Source organism: Erythrobacter neustonensis, from assembly GCF_001663175.1.
Lineage (GTDB): Bacteria > Pseudomonadota > Alphaproteobacteria > Sphingomonadales > Sphingomonadaceae > Erythrobacter > Erythrobacter neustonensis.
The window spans coordinates 2,598,626-2,619,313 of sequence record NZ_CP016033.1 but is presented as its reverse complement, the minus strand read 5'-3'; the positions used below and the strand labels follow the sequence as shown (position 1 = coordinate 2,619,313).

The 20,688-nt window shown below is 65.5% G+C and carries 21 protein-coding genes; 12 read left to right on the top strand and 9 right to left on the bottom strand.

What is annotated here, in order from left to right; translation table 11 throughout:
• Positions 1 to 46 precede the first annotated feature (46 nt).
• Together rph and rdgB are read left to right on the top strand one after the other, a co-directional pair.
• A complete protein-coding gene (gene rph / locus A9D12_RS12165; RefSeq protein ID WP_068352204.1) occupies positions 47 to 760 on the top strand; it encodes a ribonuclease PH in 714 nt (237 codons plus the stop codon).
• Complete coding sequence (gene rdgB, locus A9D12_RS12160) at positions 757 to 1,389, top strand: RdgB/HAM1 family non-canonical purine NTP pyrophosphatase (protein ID WP_068352202.1); 633 nt, start codon at positions 757 to 759, stop codon at positions 1,387 to 1,389. The genes rph and rdgB overlap by 4 nt, the downstream gene beginning before the upstream one ends.
• Here rdgB and A9D12_RS12155 read toward each other — a convergent pair whose 3' ends face one another.
• Positions 1,390 to 1,950: a CAP domain-containing protein gene (locus tag A9D12_RS12155; protein WP_068352201.1), complete on the bottom strand. Its 561-nt coding sequence runs from the start codon at positions 1,948 to 1,950 to the stop codon at positions 1,390 to 1,392. It lies immediately after the preceding gene.
• A gap of 48 nt (positions 1,951 to 1,998) precedes the next feature.
• Here A9D12_RS12155 and hemW point away from each other — a divergent pair, with 48 nt between their 5' ends.
• Positions 1,999 to 3,150, top strand: coding sequence for a radical SAM family heme chaperone HemW (gene hemW / locus A9D12_RS12150; protein ID WP_068352199.1), 1,152 nt, complete (start codon positions 1,999 to 2,001; stop codon positions 3,148 to 3,150).
• Positions 3,147 to 4,037 carry a tyrosine recombinase XerC gene (locus A9D12_RS12145; protein WP_068352197.1) on the top strand — a complete coding sequence of 297 codons (891 nt, stop codon included), beginning with the start codon at positions 3,147 to 3,149 and terminating at the stop codon, positions 4,035 to 4,037. Before hemW ends, A9D12_RS12145 begins: the two co-directional genes overlap by 4 nt.
• 4 nt (positions 4,038 to 4,041) lie before the next feature.
• Here A9D12_RS12145 and A9D12_RS12140 read toward each other — a convergent pair whose 3' ends face one another.
• Genes A9D12_RS12140 through rsmI form a run of 4 tightly spaced genes read right to left on the bottom strand, consistent with a single transcriptional unit; the run spans position 4,042 to position 6,916 of the window.
• Positions 4,042 to 4,671 carry a DedA family protein gene (locus tag A9D12_RS12140; RefSeq protein ID WP_068352196.1) on the bottom strand — a complete coding sequence of 210 codons (630 nt, stop codon included), beginning with the start codon at positions 4,669 to 4,671 and terminating at the stop codon, positions 4,042 to 4,044.
• A gap of 33 nt (positions 4,672 to 4,704) precedes the next feature.
• A complete protein-coding gene (gene gshB, locus A9D12_RS12135) occupies positions 4,705 to 5,673 on the bottom strand; it encodes a glutathione synthase (protein WP_068352195.1) in 969 nt (322 codons plus the stop codon).
• 17 nt (positions 5,674 to 5,690) lie between these two features.
• Entirely contained in the window at positions 5,691 to 6,068 is a 378-nt protein-coding gene (locus A9D12_RS12130; RefSeq protein ID WP_068352193.1) for a YraN family protein, read from the bottom strand.
• Positions 6,065 to 6,916 carry a 16S rRNA (cytidine(1402)-2'-O)-methyltransferase gene (rsmI, locus tag A9D12_RS12125; RefSeq protein ID WP_418251583.1) on the bottom strand — a complete coding sequence of 284 codons (852 nt, stop codon included), beginning with the start codon at positions 6,914 to 6,916 and terminating at the stop codon, positions 6,065 to 6,067. The genes A9D12_RS12130 and rsmI overlap by 4 nt, the downstream gene beginning before the upstream one ends.
• Before the next feature lie 47 nt (positions 6,917 to 6,963).
• Between rsmI and A9D12_RS12120 the strand changes: the two genes are divergently transcribed.
• The 6 genes from A9D12_RS12120 (at position 6,964) to A9D12_RS12095 (ending at position 13,687) form a co-directional block, all read left to right on the top strand.
• On the top strand, positions 6,964 to 8,169 hold the full coding sequence (locus A9D12_RS12120) for a penicillin-binding protein activator (RefSeq protein WP_082925553.1): 1,206 nt from the start codon (positions 6,964 to 6,966) through the stop codon (positions 8,167 to 8,169).
• Positions 8,170 to 8,228: 59 nt separating this feature from the next.
• Positions 8,229 to 10,229, top strand: a complete 2,001-nt coding sequence (gene parE / locus A9D12_RS12115; RefSeq protein WP_068352187.1) for a DNA topoisomerase IV subunit B — start codon at positions 8,229 to 8,231, stop codon at positions 10,227 to 10,229.
• A gap of 67 nt (positions 10,230 to 10,296) precedes the next feature.
• Positions 10,297 to 10,821: an RNA polymerase sigma factor gene (locus A9D12_RS12110; RefSeq protein ID WP_068352185.1), complete on the top strand. Its 525-nt coding sequence runs from the start codon at positions 10,297 to 10,299 to the stop codon at positions 10,819 to 10,821.
• Positions 10,818 to 11,402 carry a hypothetical protein gene (locus A9D12_RS12105; RefSeq protein ID WP_068352182.1) on the top strand — a complete coding sequence of 195 codons (585 nt, stop codon included), beginning with the start codon at positions 10,818 to 10,820 and terminating at the stop codon, positions 11,400 to 11,402. The genes A9D12_RS12110 and A9D12_RS12105 overlap by 4 nt, the downstream gene beginning before the upstream one ends.
• A 40-nt stretch (positions 11,403 to 11,442) precedes the next feature.
• Positions 11,443 to 12,747 (top strand): serine hydrolase, encoded by a 1,305-nt coding sequence (locus tag A9D12_RS12100; RefSeq protein ID WP_068352180.1) that lies wholly within the window; start codon positions 11,443 to 11,445, stop codon positions 12,745 to 12,747.
• Between the two features lie 79 nt (positions 12,748 to 12,826).
• Positions 12,827 to 13,687 carry an AAA family ATPase gene (locus A9D12_RS12095; protein WP_068352178.1) on the top strand — a complete coding sequence of 287 codons (861 nt, stop codon included), beginning with the start codon at positions 12,827 to 12,829 and terminating at the stop codon, positions 13,685 to 13,687.
• Between the two features lies 1 nt (position 13,688).
• Here the strand turns inward: A9D12_RS12095 and A9D12_RS12090 are convergent, their stop codons facing one another.
• Both A9D12_RS12090 and A9D12_RS12085 read right to left on the bottom strand, forming a co-directional pair.
• Complete coding sequence (locus tag A9D12_RS12090) at positions 13,689 to 14,558, bottom strand: L,D-transpeptidase family protein (RefSeq protein WP_231889621.1); 870 nt, start codon at positions 14,556 to 14,558, stop codon at positions 13,689 to 13,691.
• Between the two features lie 384 nt (positions 14,559 to 14,942).
• Positions 14,943 to 16,343: a methyl-accepting chemotaxis protein gene (locus A9D12_RS12085; protein ID WP_068352176.1), complete on the bottom strand. Its 1,401-nt coding sequence runs from the start codon at positions 16,341 to 16,343 to the stop codon at positions 14,943 to 14,945.
• Positions 16,344 to 16,477: 134 nt separating this feature from the next.
• On the opposite strand from A9D12_RS12085, the gene A9D12_RS12080 reads away from it, so the two are divergent.
• Positions 16,478 to 17,662 carry a vWA domain-containing protein gene (locus A9D12_RS12080; RefSeq protein WP_068352174.1) on the top strand — a complete coding sequence of 395 codons (1,185 nt, stop codon included), beginning with the start codon at positions 16,478 to 16,480 and terminating at the stop codon, positions 17,660 to 17,662.
• 30 nt (positions 17,663 to 17,692) lie between these two features.
• Positions 17,693 to 18,037 carry a hypothetical protein gene (locus A9D12_RS12075; protein ID WP_156522877.1) on the top strand — a complete coding sequence of 115 codons (345 nt, stop codon included), beginning with the start codon at positions 17,693 to 17,695 and terminating at the stop codon, positions 18,035 to 18,037.
• Between the two features lie 53 nt (positions 18,038 to 18,090).
• On the opposite strand, the gene A9D12_RS12070 is transcribed toward A9D12_RS12075, so the two are convergent.
• Positions 18,091 to 19,386, bottom strand: a complete 1,296-nt coding sequence (locus A9D12_RS12070) for a spinster family MFS transporter (RefSeq protein WP_068352170.1) — start codon at positions 19,384 to 19,386, stop codon at positions 18,091 to 18,093.
• Positions 19,387 to 19,456: 70 nt separating this feature from the next.
• A complete protein-coding gene (locus A9D12_RS12065) occupies positions 19,457 to 20,659 on the bottom strand; it encodes an exo-beta-N-acetylmuramidase NamZ family protein (protein ID WP_068352168.1) in 1,203 nt (400 codons plus the stop codon).
• Positions 20,660 to 20,688 lie beyond the last annotated feature (29 nt).

The window sequence follows — 20,688 nt, the reverse complement described above, 5'->3', positions numbered from 1 at the left end:
CAAGTGGCCCACGCCTATTGGCGCGCAACCAATCAAAGGAATTTCCATGCGCCCTTCAGGACGCGCGCCCGATGAAATGCGCGCCATTACGATCGAGACCGGATACACCCGCCACGCCGAAGGATCGGTGCTGATCGGTTTCGGCGACACCAAGGTGCTGTGCACCGCCAGCGTCGAGCGCGGCGTTCCGCCATGGCTGCGCGGCAAGGGCGAAGGCTGGGTAACGGGCGAATATTCGATGCTTCCGCGCGCCACCCACACCCGCGGCGCACGCGAGGCGGCCAAGGGCAAGCAATCGGGCCGCACGCAGGAAATCCAGCGGCTCATCGGGCGTTCCTTGCGCGCTGTGGTCGATCTGCAAAAGCTCGGCGAACGGCAGATCACTCTGGATTGCGACGTGATCCAGGCCGACGGCGGCACGCGCACCGCGGCCATCTCGGGCGCGTGGATCGCTCTGCGCCTTGCGGTCAACGGCCTGATGAAGTCGGGCGATATCAAGCACGATCCGATTTCTGCGCAGGTCGCCGGCATTTCCTGCGGCATCTTCAAGGGCACCCCGGTGCTCGACCTCGATTATGACGAGGATTCGAACGCAGAAGCCGACGGCAATTTCGTGCTGCTGACCGGCGGCAAGATTGCCGAAGTGCAGGCCACCGCCGAAGGCGCGACCTATGACGAGGAGGGCTTGCTGCGCCTGTTGCGCCTCGCCCGGATCGGCGCCGACCGGATCTTCGCCGCGCAATTGGACGCGGTGAAGTGACCGACCGCCGTCTCGGCTCTGGCACCCTCGTGATTGCCACGCACAATGCGGGCAAGCTCAAGGAAATCGGCGCGCTGCTCGATCCTTACGGGGTGCGTTGCATCTCGGCGGGGTCGCTGGGCCTGCCCGAGCCGGCCGAGACGGGCACCACCTTTGTCCAGAACGCGCTGATCAAGGCGCGCGCGGCGGCGGAGGCTTCGGGGCTGGCGGCGCTGGCGGATGACAGCGGGCTCAGCGTTGCGGCGCTGGATGGGCGCCCCGGGGTCTACACCGCCGACTGGGCCGAGCGGCAATGGTTCGAAGGCGCACCGGGCCGCGACTGGTACATGGCGATGGGCAAGGTCGAAGGAATGCTCGCCGAAAAGGGTGATGGCGTCGACCGATCGGCGGCGTTCCATTGCGTGCTGGCGATTGCCTGGCCCGACGGGGAACACGCGGTTTACGAAGGCACGTGCACGGGCACGCTGACATGGCCGCCGCGCGGGACGCTGGGCTTCGGTTACGACCCGGTGTTCGTTCCCACCGGCGCAGAGCAGACCTTTGCCGAAATCGCGCCGGAAGCGAAACACGCGATCAGCCACCGCGCCGATGCCTTCGCCAAGCTGGTCGCCGCGCAGTTCGGCGCCTGATCAGCGGCGCGCGCGGCTCCCCCGCGCGTCGATGCGCTGTCCCCAGATGTTGCCCGCGGGCCAGTAACGGCACACCAGCACTTCCTCGGCGCGGGTATAGGCGATCGCGCAGCCGACCTCGCGCGTTTCGGGCCAGATGATCTGGGTATAGTGCCCGACATCGTTCCAGCGGCCCGTGCGCGAAATGTCGGGGAAATTGCCGGGACGGAAATGCCGCTTTTCCTCGATGAAGAAGCCGACCTTGTCCCACACCGACCACTGATCGCGCGGACCGCGCCACAGGTTCTCGCCCTGCCCGCGCCGCTGATCGGGCGAGGCGTGCTCGTAGAGATCGCGCGCTGCCAGATGCCGCGCCCACGCCATCGCATCGCGTTCGAGCCGGTCGCTCCACACCAGCGGCGGGGCGCCCGCATCGCCTCGGGCTTCGTTGTGCGCGGCGAGGAAATCGCGCTGGTCGGGGGTTGGATAGGCGGAACCCTGCGCATGAGCGGCGGATGCGAGGACGGCGAAACCCGCAGCAAGGGCTTGGGCAAAGGCGGATGCAAGGGTAAAGCGGCGCATGATGCTCCCCTACCCCCACACCCTTAAGCGAGGCTGAAGCAAACCACCGTGGCCCGCGCGCTTTATATTCACTGGCCGTTCTGCGCCAAGAAATGCCCTTATTGCGATTTCAACTCGCATGTGCGCGACGGGGTGGACGTGCCCGCGTGGCAGGCCGCGCTGATCGCCGACATGCGCGCCGAAGCGGCGGTTGCCGGCGGCGAGACGCTGACCTCGATCTTCTTCGGCGGCGGCACCCCGTCGCTGATGCCGCCCGCGCTGGTCGCTGCATTGCTCGCGGAGGCTGAACGTTTGTGGGGCTTCGCTCAGGGAATCGAGATCACGCTGGAGGCCAACCCCTCATCGGTCGAGACGGCGAAGTTTGCCGCGCTCGCGCAGGCCGGGATCAACCGCGTGTCGCTGGGGGTGCAGTCGCTCGACGATGATGAATTGCGCTTTCTGGGACGGCTGCACGGCGCGGACGAGGCGCTGGCGGCGCTGGAAACCGCGCAGCGGCATTTTGCGCGAGTCAGTTTCGACATGATCTACGCGCTCCCCGGCCACACGCCCGATTTGTGGGAAGCGCGTCTGGCGCGCGCACTCGGTTTCGGCACGGGGCATATGTCGCTGTATCAGCTGACGATCGAGCCGGGCACGCGCTTTGCCAGCGATGTGCGGCGCGGGCGATTGGTGCCGCTCGGTGATGACGAGGCGGCGGCGCTGTTCGACATCACCCAGACGATGACGGCGGCTGCGGGGCTTCCCGCCTACGAGACAAGCAACCATGCGCGGGATGGCGAGGAAAGCCGCCACAATCTCGCCTATTGGCGCTATCAGGATTATGCCGGGATTGGTCCGGGCGCGCATGGAAGGCGCGGCGCGGTTGCCACGGTGCGGCACAAGAAGCCCGAGAATTTCCTCGCCGCGGTCGCAGCGCAGGGCGACGGCATCGTCGAAGCCCGTGATCTGGCGGTGAGCGATCAGGCGGCCGAAGCCTTGCTGATGGGCTTGCGGCTTGCCGAGGGGGTCGATCTTGCCGCGCTGTCCGCAAGGTTCGGACTGACGCGGGCGGGTCTGATCGAGGAAGCGGCGCTGGCGCGGCTGTCAGGGCTGGGCCTGATGTGGGCCGATGGCACACGGATCGGGGTGATGCCGCAGGGCCGCGCGCTACTCGACAGCCTGCTGGCCGAAGTGGTCGCCGATACGCTGGTCGCTGCATGACCGCGCCCGCGCTGCTCGAAGCGTGGCGCACGCATCTTGCCGATGGAAGGCGCCGGTCGCCCCACACCGTGCGCGCCTATGTCGCGGCGGCGCAAAGGCTGATCGCTGCGCGCGGGTTGAGCGACTGGGAAGCGGTTGCAAGAACCGAAGCGCATGATCTGCGCGCCCACTTGGCCGCCCGGCGCGGCGATGGCCTTTCCAACGCCAGCACCGCGCGCGAATTGTCGGCGCTCAAGGCCTTTATCGCTTTTGCCCGCAAGCAGGCAGGCGATCCCGACCCCGCCCCGCCGCGTCTTCGGGGCCCGCGGATCAAGAAGGGATTGCCCCGCCCCGTCACCCCCGACGAGGCCAGCGGGCTGGTCGATCTGGTCGACGATCTGGCGCGGACCGACTGGGTGGGCGCGCGCGACCGTGCGGTGCTGCTGCTGCTCTATGGATCGGGTCTGCGGATCGCCGAAGCGCTGTCATTGAAGGGCCGCGATGCAACGCCGGGCGAGGTGCTGGTGGTGACCGGCAAGGGCGGCAAGCAGCGCACGGTGCCGGTGCTGCCGATCACCCGCGCGGCGATTGCCGACTATGTTCGTGCCTGCCCTTGGCCGCTCGATCCCGCAACGCCGCTGTTTCGCGGGGAAAAGGGCGGGCCGCTGTCACCCGGAGTGGTGCAGCGCGCCGTGGCGCAGGCGCGCCGCGCGCTGGGCCTGCCCGATACCGCCACCCCGCACGCACTGCGGCATTCCTTTGCAACGCATCTTTTGAGCGCGGGCGCGGACCTGCGCAGCCTGCAGGAACTGCTCGGCCACGCATCGCTCGGCTCGACCCAGATCTACACCCGCGTCGATGCGGCGGCCTTGCTGGAAAACTACCGCAAGGCTCACCCGCGCGGGTAAGCGATCAAAGCTGCGTGCGGTCCTCGGCCTCGTGTTCCTTGACCGGCTTCCACGTCACCACGCGGTAGATGTAGAAGACGACCCCGGCGAGCACGAAGGCGGCGATCCCGTAGCCTGCAAACTTCTCGAACCGCTCGATCAGCGGTTCGAGCGCCTTGCCGCCGAAAATCAGGATCGCGTTCCAGATACCCGAACCGAGGAAGGTGAACAGGCAGAAATGCCACAGCTTCATGTGCGCAAGGCCCGCGGGCAGCGAAACGATGGTGCGCAAAATCGGCGAAAAACGCAGCGCGAAAACGATCCCGTCGCCATATTTGCGGAAGATGTCGCGCGCCTTGGTGAACTCGTCCCATTCGAAGGTCAGCCAGCGGCCCCAGCGGTCGATGATCGCCTTCAACTGCTCCTCGCTCCAGCGCACGCCGATCCAGTACCAGAACAGGTTGCCCGCAACCGTGCCTGCGGTGGCCACGACCCACACCATCCAGAACGTCATCTCGCCGCGCGCGACCAGCACGCCGGCCCCGCCCATGATCACCTCGGACGGGATCGGCGGGAAGATGTTCTCGGCAGCCATCAGCAGGAAAATGCCGATATATCCGCCCTTGTTGAGCAGTTCGAGGAGGAATGCGGTCATGGTTCGTATGTCGCCTTGGCGGGAGAGGTCGGGTCAGGTCGCGGTGTGACGGTCTGCCAGTCGCCGTTCGATCGCGTCCCAGATCATTCCCGCCGTATCAGTGTTGTTGAACCGGTCAATCGCCACGATGCCCGTGGGCGAGGTGACGTTGATTTCGGTGAGCCACTTACCGCCGATCACGTCGATGCCAACAAAGGTCAGGCCCAGGCGTTGCAAATCCGGGCCGAGCGCCGCGCAGATTTCCTCTTCGCGCGGCGTCAGCTGCGTCGCCTGCGCGCTGCCGCCCATCGCCAGATTGCTGCGGAACTCGCCCTCGCCCGGCACGCGGTTGATGGCGCCCGCGACCACCCCGTCGATCAACACGATCCGCTTGTCGCCTTCGCGCACTTCGGGAAGGAAGGGCTGGACCATGTGCGGCTCGGGCCAGGTCTGGTTGAACACCTCGAACAGGGCGGTCAGGTTCTCGCCGTTTTCGCCGATGCGGAAGATCGCCTTGCCGCCGTTGCCGTGGATCGGTTTGACCACCACCGCACCGTGCGTGTCCATGAAGCGGCGCACTTCCTCGACGCTGCGGGTGACCAGCGTCGGCGGCATGAAGCGGCGGTAGTTGAGCACCATCACCTTTTCGGGGCTGTTGCGCACATTGGCGGGATCATTCACCACCAGCGTGTGGTGCGCGATCCGTTCGAGCAGGTGCGTCGCGGTGATGTAGCCCATGTGGAACGGCGGGTCCTGCCGCATCAGCACCACATCGACATCCGCCCCGAGATCGAGCCGTACCTGCTCGTTCCGCGTGAAATGATCGCCTTCGACCCGCTGCACCGTCACCGGATAGGCGTGGGCAAGCAGGCGGTCGTCCTCGTCGAGCGTCAGGCTTTCGACGTTGTACTCGTAAAGCGTGTATCCCCGCGCCTGGCCCGAAAGCATCAGCGCAAAGGAACTGTCGCCCGCGATCTTGATCTGGTCGAGGGGGTCCATCTGGACGGCTACGCGCAAGGACATGTCTTCACTCCGATCGGTCAGCCAAATGGCATCCAGGCGTTTTCGATGTGGGCGGGCTTTATGCCCGGTGCAAGCAGGATGACATCGATGCGGATGTCCTCGCCCTTGGTGGCAAAGTCCTGCCACACGATTTCCACCGCGGCGGCGACGCGCGCCAGGCGGCGTTCGTCGATGGCGTCGGCGAGGCTCGCGGCCTTTGCGCGCCATTTCACCTCGACAAAGGCGACGATCCCCGCGCGCGCGGCGACGAGATCGATCTCGCCCGCCTTGGTTTTCACCCGCTCGGCAAGAATCTGCCAGCCCGCCTGCGCGAGATACATCGCCGCCGCCGCCTCGCCCTCGCGCCCGCGAGTGTCGGCATCGCGGCGCTGTTCGGGAGAGCGCGGCAGGGTCATCCGCCCTTCAGTTCCAGGGCGCGGGCATAGAGCACCGCGCGGTCGATTCCGGTGGCCTTGGCGACCAGCCCCGCCGCCTTGCCCGGCCCGGCGCCGGCCAGCGCATCGCGCAGCAGTGCATCGGTGTCGAGCACCGGTGCCTCGTCCGCGCCCGGCGGGCCGATCAGCAGCACGATCTCGCCCTTCGGTGGATGGGCCTCGTAATGCGCGGCGAGCTCGGCCGCAGTGCCGCTGCGGCATTCCTCGTGGAGCTTGGTCAGCTCGCGCGCGACCGCGACTTCGCGCGTCGGCCAGATTTCGGCAATCGCCAGAAGCGCTTTCGTCAACCGCGGCGCGGTTTCGTAGAAGATCAGCGTCGCGGCAATATCGGCCAGCGCTTCGAGCGCCTCGCGCCGCGCCTTGTCCTTGACCGGCAGGAAGCCTGCAAACAGGAAGCGGTCGGACGGCAATCCGGCAATCGCCAGCGCCGATACCGCCGCGCAGGGGCCCGGGATGGTGACGACATCGATCCCCGCCTCACGCGCCTCGCGCACCAGCCGGTATCCCGGATCGGAGATCAGCGGTGTGCCCGCGTCCGACACCAGCACGACCGCCGCCTGCCTCGCTTCATCGACAATCCGGCTGCGCACCTCGGGCGATGCATGGTCATCCAGCCGTTGCAGCCGCGCCCTTATTCCGTAATGTTTCAACAGCTTGCCCGTCACCCGCGTATCTTCGCAGGCGATCAGCGCGGCGCCCTGCAAAACGCTGAGCGCGCGCAGCGTGATATCGGCCAAGTTGCCAATCGGGGTGGCAAGGATATACAGCCCGGCGACGGGTTTCCATTCGGGAAGCAAGAGGGGTTCCAGCGGTTTCACGCAGGTAGCCATGGCGCACAGCTGAGGGGTCGGCAAGAATGAAGCTTGATGATTGCAACGATTGGGCAAAGCCGGTGACCGCTCCGGTCTGGCAGATCGCCGCACGAGGCTTTGCACTGTGCGGCGCGGCGCTGCTTGCGGCGGGCTGCGCGGTCGTGCCCAAGGGCGAGGTGGCCACAGGCTCTGCGCCCGCGCCTTCGGCCGAGCCTTCGGAAAGCGTGCTCCCCGCCGATCGCGGCCGTCACCGGATCGCGCTGCTGGTGCCGATGGCGGGCGATACCGCCGCGGTGGGACAGGCGATCGCCAATGCGACCACGATGGCGCTGCTCGATACCGGCGCGGACAATCTGCGCATCACCACCTATGACACCGCGCGCGGCGTCGGCCCCGCGGCGCAGAAGGCAATTGCCGATGGCAACAAGCTGATCCTCGGCCCGCTGTCCGCCGATGCGGTGCCTGCGGTGCAGGCCGCCGCGCGCCCCGCGGGCGTGCCGGTGATCGCCTTTGCCAATGACGCCTCGGTCGCGAGCCCCGATGTCTTCGTGATCGGCCACCTGCCCGAACAATCGATCCGCCGCACGGTTCAGTATGCCCGCAGCAAGGGCGCGGCGCGCTTCGCCGTGCTTGCGCCCGAAGGCGATTATGGCAGCCGCGCGCTTTCCGCCTTCGACAATGCCTTGCGCGATTTCGGCGGCGCGCTGGTGCGCCGCGAAGGTTATGCGCGCGGCAACACCTCGATCGTCAGCGCCGCGGCAAGGCTGCGCGCGGCGGGCGGATACGATACCGTGCTGATCGCGGACAGCGCGCGGCTCGGGATCGATGCGGCAAGCGAGCTCAACAAATCCTCGCGCAACCGCGCGCGCATCCTCGGCACCGAATTGTGGAGCGGAGAATCCTCCATCACCCGCAGCCCCGCGCTCGAAGGCGCGCTGTTCTCGGCCGTGTCCGACCAGCGTTACAAGCGTTTTGCCGACAGCTACGCCGCACGCTTCGGCGCGCAGCCCTATCGCATGGCAACGCTGGGATATGATGCGGTGCTGCTGACGCTGCGCGTCGCGCGCAACTGGAAGGTGGGATCGACCTTCCCCAAGAAGGCGCTGTACGACAAGGGCGGGTTCCTGGGCGTCGATGGCGCGTTTCGGTTCAACACCAATGGCGTGGTCGAGCGCGCGCTCGAAGTGCGCGAAGTGCGGCGCGGCGAAGTGACCGCGGTCGATCCCGCGCCGGCGGGTTTCGGCGGTTGAGCAAAACCAGCGGGGGTGGCTTGTGACGCAGCCTCGCTGCGCTCTATAAGCGCCCCCCTATGGCCGCACCCGACCCCGACGATCTCTTCGCCAACACCCCCACCTCCAGCGGCGATTACAACGCCTCTGCGATCGAGGTGCTCGAAGGGTTGGAGCCGGTGCGCCGCCGCCCCGGCATGTATATCGGCGGGACCGACGACCGCGCCTATCACCACCTCGCTGCCGAAGTGCTCGACAACGCGATGGACGAAGCGGTCGCGGGCCATGCGACCCGGATCGAGATGCGGCTCGATGAGGGCAACCGGCTCTCGATCTCGGACAACGGGCGCGGCATCCCGGTCGATGAACACCCCAAGTTTCCGGGCAAATCGACGCTCGAAGTGATCCTGTCGACGCTGCATTCGGGCGGCAAGTTCTCGGGCAAGGCCTATGCTACCAGTGGCGGTCTGCACGGGGTGGGGATCAGCGTCGTCAACGCGCTGTCGATCGACACCCGCGTCGAAGTCGCGCGCGACAAGCAGCTTTACGCGCAGGAATTCGCGCAAGGGATCACCAAGGGGCCGATCCAGAACCTCGGGGCCACCCCCAACCGGCGCGGCACCACGGTCAGCTTCATTCCCGATCCCGAGATTTTTGGCGACCGCAGCTTCAACCCCAAACGCCTGTTCAAGCTTGCGCGGTCCAAGGCCTATTTGTTTGCGGGCGTCGAGATCCGCTGGAAATGCGCCCCCTCGCTCGCTTCGGAGGATGTGCCCGCCGAGGCGGTGTTCAAATTCCCCGGCGGGCTGGCCGATCACCTTGCCGAACAGATCGGCACCCGCGAATGCGTCACCGCGCAGGCCTTTTCCGGCACGCAGGATTTTCCGCAAGTCGACGGGGTCGGGCAAGGCCGGGTCGAATGGGCGATCGCCTGGCCGCTTTATTCGGACGGCGCGACGAGCTGGTATTGCAACACCGTGCCCACCCCCGATGGCGGCACGCATGAACAGGGCCTGCGCACTGCATTGACCCGGGGCCTGCGCGCGTTCGGGGAACTGGTCGGCGCGAAGAAAGCCAAGGACATCACCGCCGATGACGTGATGACCGGCGCCGAGGTGATGCTCAGCGTCTTCATCCGCGATCCGCAGTTCCAGTCGCAGACCAAGGATCGCCTGACCTCGCCCGAAGCCGCGCGGCTGGTCGAGAACGCGGTGCGCGATCGCTTCGACCTGTTCCTCACCGACAATATGGAACGCGGCAAGGCCTTGCTGGGCGAGGTCATGGAGCGGATGGACGAGCGCCTCAAGCGCAAGCAGGAACGCGAGATCAAGCGCAAGAGCGCGACCAACGCCAAGAAGCTGCGCCTGCCGGGCAAGCTCACCGATTGCAGCGGCGAAGGCGGGCGCGAAACCGAATTGTTCATCGTCGAAGGCGACAGCGCAGGCGGCAGCGCCAAGCAGGCGCGCGACCGCAAGAGCCAGGCGATCCTGCCGATCCGCGGCAAGATCCTGAACGTGGCCTCGGCCACCGCCGACAAGATCCGCGCCAATTCCGAAATCGCCGATCTGGCGCTGGCGCTGGGCTGCGGCACGCGCAAGGACTGCAACGCCGACAACCTGCGTTACGACCGCATCATCATCATGACAGACGCGGATGTCGACGGCGCGCATATCGCGACGCTGCTGATGACCTTTTTCTTCCAGGAAATGCCCGACATCGTCCGGCGCGGGCATCTGTTTCTCGCCCAGCCCCCGCTCTACCGCCTGACTGCGGGCAAGGAGAGCCGCTATGCCCGTGACGATGCGCACCGCGCGGAACTCGAACGCACGGTGTTCAAGAACAAGAAGGTCGAGGTCAGCCGCTTCAAGGGGCTTGGCGAAATGAACCCGCAGCAATTGCGCGAAACCACGATGGCGCCCGAAACGCGCGGGTTGATCCGGATCACGCTGCCGCCCGAATTCGAGGACCGCGCGGGCGTTGCGCGGCTGGTCGACGAGCTGATGGGACGCAACCCCGAACACCGCTTCAACTTCATCCAGAACCGCGCCGGCGATATCGACCGCGACCTGATCGATGCCTGATCGCGGCGGCGCGCAGGAATTTTCGGGCTCCGTGTAAGAAATCCGTGCCGGCGGCGACTAAAGGAGCATGACCGGCACAACCGAACAGCTTTACACCGAGGCGGGCCGCCAGTTTGCTCCCGCACTGGCGCGGCTCGCGCGCTCGGTCGAGCGTGACGGCGACAAGGCGCGCGATCTCGAACAGGAAATGCACTGCGCGCTGTGGCGCAGTCTCGCCCGCTTCGACGGGAAATGCGCGCTCAAGACCTGGGTCTACCGCGTCGCGCACAATGTCGCTGCTGATCACGTCGCCCGCGCCGCGCGCACGCCGCGCCGGGTGCCGCTTGCCGATATCAAAGCGCTGCCCGCTCCCGGCAATATCGAGGCTGCGACCGCCGATGCGGTGGTCATGGCGCAGGTCGCCGAACTGATCCGCCGCCTGCCGCCGCCCGACATGCAGGTGATCGTGCTCTGGCTCGAAGGCGAAAGCGCCGCCGCGATCGCCGAGATCACCGGCCTGTCGTCAGGCGCCGTCAATGTCCGCGTCCACCGGATCAAGACGCTGCTCGCCAGCCACTTCGCCGCCCCCGATCACCCGGAGCACCCCGCATGAGCACGCCCCCTCTGCCCTTCTGGACCACGGCCGCGAGCGATGCGGTCTTCACCGAACCTGCCGGCATCGCAGCGCGCGCGGACCGTTTCGCGCAAGCGATCGCGCGCCGCAACCGGATCGAACGGTGGACCGCGCTCGCGCAGCTGCCGGTGTGGGGGGCAATGGCGGGGTTCTTTTTCTATGCCGGCGAATGGCTGGTCGCCGCCGCGATGATCGCGGTGGGGGTGGGCGTGGTGATGATCCTGCGCAACCTGACGCGTCATGCCGCATTGCTCGAGCCTCGGCCTGAAGAGCCCTGCGTGATGCATCTCGAGCGGCAATACGCGCATCAGCTGAAGGCCCTGCGCAGCGCCGCGCGGTGGTATGTCGCACCGGTGATCCCCGGAGTGGCCGCGCTGTTTGCGGCGATGATCGCGGGCGTCGCGGAGGTGCAGGGCTGGCGCGCGGCGCTCTCGGGCGCGGCGGTGCCGATGGGTGTGATCGCGGGAATTTTTGCCGCGGTGATCGCGCTCAACCGGATCGCGGCGCGGCAACTCGCGCGCGATATTGCCGCGCTCGCTTCGCTGGCCGAACGCGCATGAACAGGTTATCCGAACGTCTTCAAGGGAGGGAACAAAGTCCATGATCCGCAACGCCATTTTCGGGATCGCTCTGGCAGCAGGCATGCTGGCCCCGCTGCCGCTGGCCGCACAGCAGACCGAAACCGCCGCGCCGCCTGCCGCGCGCTCCGCACTTGCCGCCCGCGCCGATCAGGTCGTCGCGCTGATAAACGGCGCGCTTCAGCCCGAGGACATCTTCACCGACGCCTTCCGCGCCGCCGTCGCCGATGCGCAGATCAGGACGCTTTCGGCCAACCTTACCGCGCAGTTCGGCAAGGCGGTCGAAGTCAGCCTGCTCAATCCCGCCGAAGGCACGCGCGCGGCGCTGGAAATCCGCTTCGAGCGCGGGCTTGCCAAGGGCGGGATCGCGATCGACCCGGCGCAGGAGGGCCGGATCAATGAACTGCGCTTCACATCCTTCGATGCGGTCGCGGTTGCCGGCGACACGCCCGCCGCGATCCTTGCCGATCTTGCGGCCCTGCCCGGCACCACCAATGCCTGGTTCGGCCCGGTGGGCGGCGCGCCGGTTCTTGCCCGCAATGCCGACACGCGTCTTGCGCTGGGATCGACCTTCAAGCTTTATGTCCTTGCCGCGCTGGCCGAGGATGTGAAGGCCGGCCGCCGCAAATGGTCCGATGTCGCGGCGCTGAGCCAGAACAGCTATCCCAGCGGACAATTGCAGAACTGGCCGCAAGGTGCGCCGGTGACGCTGCACACGCTTGCCGGCCTGATGATTTCGATCAGCGACAACACCGCCACCGATCAGCTGATCGCGGTGCTGGGCCGGGCTCGCATCCTCAAGCTGATGGCCGACAGCGGGCACAGCGATCCTGCCGCCAATACCCCGTTCCTCACCACGCGCGAGTTGTTCGTGATGAAGGCCGGTTCGCGCGAAGACATCGCGTCATGGCGCAAAAGCGATGCGGCGCGGCGCGCAGCCATGCTCGGCCGCCTTGCAAGCCAAACCACCAGCCTCGATGCGGTCAACGCGGCCTTCGCCGGCGGCCCCAAGGCGATCGACATCGAATGGTTTGCCTCGCCCGCAGACCTTGCCAAGCTGATCGCGCATATGCGCAAGACCGCCGATCCCAAGGCGTTCGAGATCATGGCGATCAGCCCTTCGGCGACCGACACGATCAAGGGCAAATGGCCCTATATCGGGTTCAAGGGCGGCTCAGAGCCCGGCGTCCTCAACCTCACTTGGGCCTTGCGCGATGCGGCGGGGCAGGACTGGCTGCTCACGCTCGGCTGGAACAATGATGCCGCCGTGGTCGATCAGGGCAAACTGGAGGCGATCGCGCAGCGGATCCTGCTGCTCCCTCGCTGATTTGCGAGTGCCGCAGCCCTTGCGTGCTGCGCGCCTGCCGCTTATCGCTGGGTGCAAATTCAGTCTCACAGGAAAACCCATGACCGACCAGCAGCAGCGTTTCGAAGGCACCCAGTCCTATATCGCGACCGAAGATCTGAAGGTTGCGGTCAACGCTGCGGTGATGCTGCGCCGCCCCCTGCTGGTGAAGGGGGAACCCGGCACCGGCAAGACCGTGCTCGCGCACGAAATCTCGCGTGCACTGAACGCGCCGCTGATCGAATGGAACGTCAAGTCGACCACCAAGGCGCAGCAGGGCCTTTATGAATATGACGCGGTGGCGCGTCTGCGCGATGGCCAGCTGGGCGAAGAGCGCGTCCACGACATCCGCAACTACATCAAGAAGGGCAAGCTGTGGGAGGCCTTCACCTCGCCGCAGCTTCCCGTCCTCCTGATCGACGAGATCGACAAGGCCGATATCGAGTTTCCGAACGATCTGCTTCAGGAACTCGACCGGATGAGCTTCGACGTTTACGAAACGCAGGAGCGCATCACCGCGAAGGAACGCCCGATCGTCGTCATCACGTCGAACAACGAGAAGGAACTGCCCGACGCGTTCCTGCGCCGCTGCTTCTTCCACTACATCAAGTTCCCTGATCGCGACACGATGCAGGACATCATCGACGTCCACTTCCCCGGCATCCAGAAGGCGCTGGTGAAGAAGGCGATGGATGTGTTCTACGACCTGCGCGAAGTGCCGGGCCTGAAGAAGAAGCCCTCGACCAGCGAGCTGCTCGACTGGCTCAAGCTGCTGCTGAACGAGGATATGCCGCTGGAAGTGCTGCAGAACAGCAATCCGGCGAGCGCGATCCCGCCGCTGCACGGTGCGCTGCTCAAGAACGAACAGGACATCATGCTGTTCGAACGCCTCGCCTTCATGGCGCGGCGCAACCCGACCTGATCTAGCTCACCGGAAAACAGGCGATCCCGGCGCGTTTCAACGCCGCGCAGGCCGAATGCGCGCCCGCGGCTGACGCACGCAGGCGGTAATAGCGGGTGCCGTTCACCATCGCCGGGATCACCGCCATCTGCATCGCGCGCAATTCGGGGCGCTGCGCGGACAGTTCGGCCCAGCGGGCCGATGCGCGTTCGGCGGTCAATTCGGCGGCAAGCTGGATCGTCTGCCCCTTGCCCGCCGGCATCGCTGCGACACCTGGGGCAGCCGCCGGCGGAGATGGCGGCGGCACCAGTTCGGGGGGCAACAATTCGGTCGGCGTCAGCAATGGTGCGGGCGGCGGTGCGGCGATGATCCGCGCTGCGGGCAGCCGTGCTGATGGCACCTGATCGGCCTTGGCCAAAGCTGCCGCCTCGCGGCGCAGCAGGTCGGCCGGGATCGGCACTGTGCCTTTCGTGGCGCGGGCAAGCGCGAGCGCCTCGTTCCCGCTTTTTGCCGGTTCGTCGACCACGATCACCGCGGTCGATGCGGCATTGGTGAGCCTGAACAGTTCCGCCGCGAAGGGCTTGGGAATGCGGATGCAGCCGTGCGAGGCGGGGTAGCCCGGCAGATCGCCTGCATGGATCGCGATCCCGTCCCATGTCAGCCGCTGCATGAACGGCATCGGCGCGTTGCTGTAGAGGTTCGAGCGGTGGAAGGTCTTCTTCTGCAGGATCGCGAAGACGCCCGTGGGGGTTTCCTTGCCGCGCTTGCCGGTCGACACCGGGCTTGAATGCCACAGCACCCCGTCGCGGAACACGTGCATCTGCTGCGAGGCGAGGCTGATAGTGATCACTACCCCGCTTTGCAGCACATCATCGACGTTGCGGGTGGGCACCGGCGGGGGGAGCGCCGCAGCGGGTTCTGGCGCTAGCGCTGGCGCTGTCAGGGGTGCCGCCGCAATGTCCGGCGGATCTTGCGCAAGCACCGTCAGCAGCAGCAGACTGCCGCTGAGCATTCCCGCAGCCTTGAAAGGCAAAAGCGGCAATCCGCACCTTCTTTCCGTTCACCAGACAATGGTTAACAGTTAGGCGCGGATCGTTAACCCGGCAAGCTGCCGCCGTGGTGCGCGCAGGGTAAGAAAACAGGCATGGTTCGGCCCATGCCTGCGCGTTTTAGACCCTCTTCAGACCCCCTCTAGACCAATTCAGACCCCGTTTTGCGGCGGTTCAGCCAGGCAAAATGGCGATGTTTCATGTGAAACATCGCGTGGTGGACGCATTCAATCGAAGCTGTAAGCCAGCTCGAAATCGCCCCAGCGCCGTCCGCCGATCACCAGCGGAACATAGACATTGCGCACCACCACGTAGGAATCGCCGTCGCCCTCCTGCCGGTAGACCGCCATCATGTAGGACGCGGGCGAATGCTTGGCCTTGTAATCGATCGCTTCGAGCATGATCCGGCCATTGCGGCAGAACTGTGTGTCGTGGTTCAAATCGCCCGTCGGCTTGCGGCTGCGCTCGGTTAGGTGGGTGGGCAGGAACCCGTTGATATCGGTGCAGGCCGCCGCCAGCACGCGCGCATCGCTCGCCTTGGCGCGGTCGAGGAAGGGGCGCCATTCCTCGTGCGCCCAATCGGTCAGCCGGGTGCGGAACAGCGGCGGGTTAGTGCCCGGAACGCTCTGGTAATCGGTATCGAACAACGCTGCCGCGCTGATCGCGCCGCGGGCCAATGCGGTTTCGGTGTGCGCGACGATCTCCTGCATCATCGCCTGCGCCTGCGCGACCATCGCGCTGTCCTCGGGGCTCAACCCGGCGTGGACGATGCGGTCGAACATCTCGGAGGCGGTGATTTCCAGTTCCTCCATCTTGCGATGCGCGCCGTGTAGGCGGTCTTCGTTTTTCCGCGATGCCGCGTCATATCCGGCCAGAACGCGTTGGACTTTGTCGACATGGCCCGAGATCGTTCCGGTCGACCGCGCGATGACATCGTTCTGCTTGTCGACCTCCTCCACCAGCGACCCGACATTGGTGATCGTGCTCTCGATCCGGGCCACGCTGGCGCGCGCCTCGCCGCTGGCGGTTGCGCCGGCTTCGATCCGGCCGATCACGACCGCTGCCTCGCCGCCCAGCGCGTCGATCGTCGCCGCGATTTCCTCGGTCGCCTTGCGCGTGTCGTTGGCAAGGCTCTTCACCTCCGCCGCGACCACCGCGAATGTCCTACCCGCGTCCCCTGCCCGCATCGCCTCGATCGTGGCGTTCAATGCGAGGATATTGGTTGTCTCGGCGATCTCGCCGATGTCCTGCGCGCTGCGGCGCACCTGCTCCATCGCGGCCGAAAAGCTGGTGACGTGCTGGCCCAGCGTGTCGACCAGTTCGATCAGCCCGGCGATCTGGCCGAGCGACGACTGGATCAGCGCGGTGCCTTCATTGAGGCGCTCGATCGCGCGTTCGGACAAAAGCCGCGCCTCGTCGCTCGCTTCGGCCACCTTGGTCTGGTCGGCCTCCAGCGCGCGCACCGTCTCGGCCAGCGCCTCGTGCTCCGAGCGCAGCGTTTTGGAGGACTGGATCACCGCTTCCACAACACCGGCGACATCGGTGCACCCCACCGTCACCGCGCCGCAGCTTTCGGGGATCATGCCCAGGGCATGGGCATTGGCGGTATCGATGGCGAGACTGTTCATGTGTGCGAGCGACCCTGTGTTTCTGTCGGGCCGAACTCTACGCGCAGGATGGTAAGCCAAGCGTTAAGCAGGGGCCGTTTTGCCCTCATAAAGGGGACTGGTCAGGGGAACATGCGCGGTTTAAGCATCGTGCCATGTTCTTCAACTTCGTCGACGAATTGCGCGCCGCCGGGATCGGCGCTTCCTTCAAGGAACACCTCACCCTGCTCGAGGCGCTCGAGAAGGACGTGATCGAGCAGACGCCCGAGGCGTTTTATTACCTGAGCCGCGCAACCTTCGTGAAGGACGAAGGCATGCTCGACCGGTTCGATCAGGTGTTCCAGAAGGTTTTCAAGGGGATCATGGCGGACTACGGGCAGAACCCGGTCGACATTCCCGAAGATTGGCTGAAAGCTGTCGCAGAGAAATTCCTGACACCCGAAGAGATGGAGAAGATCAAGTCGCTGGGCGACTGGGACGAGATCATGGAGACGCTGAAAAAGCGTCTGGAAGAACAGGAAAAGCGCCATCAGGGCGGCAACAAGTGGGTCGGCACCGGGGGCACCAGCCCGTTCGGCAATTCGGGCTACAACCCCGAAGGCGTGCGGATCGGCGGGGAATCGCGCCACGGCAAGGCGGTGAAGGTCTGGGAAAAGCGCGAATTCAAGAACCTCGACTCCACGCGCGAACTGGGCACCCGCAACATCAAGATGGCGCTCCGGCGCCTGCGCCGTTTCGCCCGCGAAGGCGCGCAGGACCAGCTCGACATCGACGCGACGATCGCCGGCACGGCCAAGCAGGGCTGGCTCGACATCCACATGCGCGCCGAACGCCGCAATGCGGTGAAACTGCTGCTTTTCCTCGATGTCGGCGGGTCGATGGACCCCTTCATCAAGCTGGTCGAGGAGTTGTTCAGCGCGGCTACCAGCGAATTCAAGAACATGGAGTTCTTCTACTTCCACAACTGCCTTTATGAAGGCGTGTGGAAGGACAACAGGCGCCGCTGGCAGGAACGCACCAAGACCTGGGACGTGCTGCACAAATACGGCCACGACTACAAAATCGTGTTCGTCGGCGATGCGGCAATGAGCCCCTACGAGGTCACGCATCCGGGCGGCAGCGTCGAGCACATGAACGAAGAAGCGGGCGCGGTGTGGTTGCAGCGCGTGACCAACACCTATCCGGCGACCGTGTGGCTCAATCCGGTGCCGGAAAAGCAGTGGGGGTATTCGCAGTCGACCAAGATGATCAAGCAGCTGGTCAATGACCGGATGTATCCGCTCACGCTCGACGGGCTCGACGATGCGATGCGGGAGTTGAGCCGCAAGCACGGGGCCTAATCGACTGTTCGCCGCAATTGGAGAATGGTAATGAGAACGGTGATTTGTTTATCAACCGTGCTTGCGATCACTCCGACTGCCGTTCCCGCTACCGCGCAGGTTGCTCTGCCGTTCGATAATCCTACCTATGTGCGCTCGCTTAAGCAGGAAGCGTTGATCGAGGCGGCGCAAGGCGCCAAGGTCCCGGTCGCCGCGCAGTGCGCGGCAGTCGCGCGCGCCGGCTCGCAGACCACTGCGGCCGATGAAACGCCCGCCGGTGGTCAGCCCGGAAAGCGTCGCGACTGTCAGGCAGCAACCGGGCGACCGGCGTCGACGCCTCTGCCGTCCGGGCAAAAAGACAGCCCCGAAACCTCAACACAACGCAAGCGCGATTGACCGGGCCCTACATTCCGCTGCGCGCTGAACAGCAGCGCAGCGGAACGCCGGCATCAAGCGCCCTTCTGATCGAGTTCGTTATCGAGGTGCAGGCTGCATCGCCAGAAGAAAAACGCCGGGACCAAGCCAAGAAACGCTGCGCCGTATAGGACGTAACGTACGGATTCCTGCCCGTAAGCCGGTTGCAGCGCATCCGACAGCATTCCGAAGAACAGTGGCCCCAGCCCAAGACCGATAAGGTTCTGGACGAACAGCAGGCATGCCGCTGCGATCGCCCGCGCACGCATCGGGACAAGGCCCTGCGCCGCCGAATAGGTCGGGCCATAATAGAGTGAATTCAGCACCGTCGGCACGAACAGCAGCGTCAATGCCAAGGGCCAGGTTGGCGCCTGATAGGCTGCAAACGCAAGCGGAACGGCAATCGCCATCCCGATCGCGGGCGCGCTCAGGACATGGCGGCGGCTGCGCGCGCCGAACCGGTCGGCAAGATAGCCGCCGAGCCAGGTTCCGAGGATCCCCCCTACCCCGCCCAGTAGCCCGAACCACAGCCCGACCTGTCCGGGGGTAAGCTCATGCGTGCGCTGGAAGAAGATCGTGGTCCAGGTGGTCTTGCCATAGGACAGGAATGCGGCGGCCGATCCGGCGCACAACAGCAGCACATAGGCGCGCGAGCCCATCACTTCCTTCAAGGCTGCACGCAGCGGCAATGCAGGCACCGGGTTCTGCGCGCGCAGGATCGACGCCGCATCGGCGCGGCGCGGGTCTTTCAGCACGAACCACACCACCAGCGCCAGAATGACGCCGGGCAGGCCGACGATCACGAAGGCATCGCGCCAGGTCATCAAGTCAGCCAGTGTGCCGCCGATAATCATGCCCATCAGCGTGCCGATGGGAATGCCCAGCGAGTAGAACGCCAGCGCCGAGGCGCGCTTTTCGGGCGGAACGATGTCGCTGATCAATGAATGCGCAGGCGGGGTGCAGCCGGCCTCGCCCACGCCGACGCCGATACGCGCAAGCAGCAATTGCCAGAAATTCTGCGCAAAGCCGCACAGCGCGGTCATCGCCGACCAGACCGCAAGCGCAGCAGCGATCAGCCGGGGGCGATTGGTCGTAGGTCGGTCTGCGAAGCGGGCGATCGGGATGCCCAGAACGGTGTAGAACAAGGCAAAGGCGAGCCCCGTCATCAACCCGATCTGCGTGTCCGACAGTTGCAAATCGCGCGCGATCGGCTCTGCCAGGATATTGACGATCTGCCGGTCAATGAAATTGAAGATGTAGACTATCAGCAAGATCCACAAGGTCAGCCTGACGGATCGCGCGCCCGAAGCGGGCGGTGCTGTGGTTGCCATTGCTATTCTCTCCCATCGGCGGCGCTTGATGCGCCTGCCGCCATGTCACACGCTTAGCAGCGTCATGACGTCACATTCTGTAAAGTAGGTAAGGACGCACCTCGGCGACCCACCCGGCCTCATCATGTGACGCCAAGGCGTCAAGATCGTCGGGCGCGGCGCGCTCATCGTCGACCCATTCGCGCAAGGCGGGGCCGCCATTGATGACGTCGATCGCAAGCCGCTCGAGCTCGTACTCGTAGGGAAAATCGCGCCACAGCGGATAGTCGGGATAAAGGCGCCGGATCGCCTTGAAGGCCAGCGCCTGCAAGCGCCACGGCCGGAATGCATTGTGATCGTAGAAATTGAGTTCTGCGTGGATCATCAACCCATTGCACAGCGATCCTGCGTGCTTGTGGAAGGTCGGCTCGAACCAGCACTCCCGGATCGCGCAGCCTTCCAGCCATTCAGGCGCAAGCTTGCGCATCACTTTGAGCACGCCGGCTGCGTCGATGTCGGGCGCGCCAAACAGCACTTCGAGCGGGCGCGTGGTGCCGCGGCCTTCGGACAGGGTCGTCCCTTCGAGCATCACCGTCCCGGCATAGGCGCGCGCCATGTTGATGTTGGCGGCATTGGGCGACGGATTGATCCACAGCCGCGTTGTCGGCCACCCATGCCCTTCGCCGTCAGGCTGCCAACCTTCCATCGGCACCACCTTGTATGCGACGTCGAGGCCGAAGTGCGCGATGAACCATTGCCCCATTTCGCCCATTGTCAGCCCGTGGCGCATCGGCATCGGCGCCGCCCCCACGAAACTTTCCTGCCCCGGCACCAGAAGCGTGCCTTCGACCGGGCGGCCAGCGGGATTGGGGCGGTCGAGCACCCAGACTTCCTTGCCTGCCTTTGCCGCTTCTTCGAGAAGATAGAGAAGGGTGGTGACGAAGGTGTAGATCCGGCAGCCAAGATCCTGAAGGTCGAACAGGAATACATCCGCGCTCGCCATCATCGCCGCAGTCGGCCGGCGCACTTCGCCATAGAGCGAGAAGATCGGAATGCCGTAACGCGGATCCATCTCGTCCGCGGTTTCGACCATGTTGTCCTGCTTGTCGCCTTTGAGACCATGCTGCGGGCCGAAGGCGCTATTGATCTGCACCCCTGCGGCGATCAGCGCGTCCAGACTGTGGGTCAGATCCGCTGTGACACTGGCCGGATGCGCGACCAGCGCGGCGCGGCGGCCCTTGAGCTGGGCAAGGAGTTCGGGGTCGGCGAGCAGCCGGTCGATACCGTTCTTCATAACCAAAGCGTTGGATCACTCCACCGCCA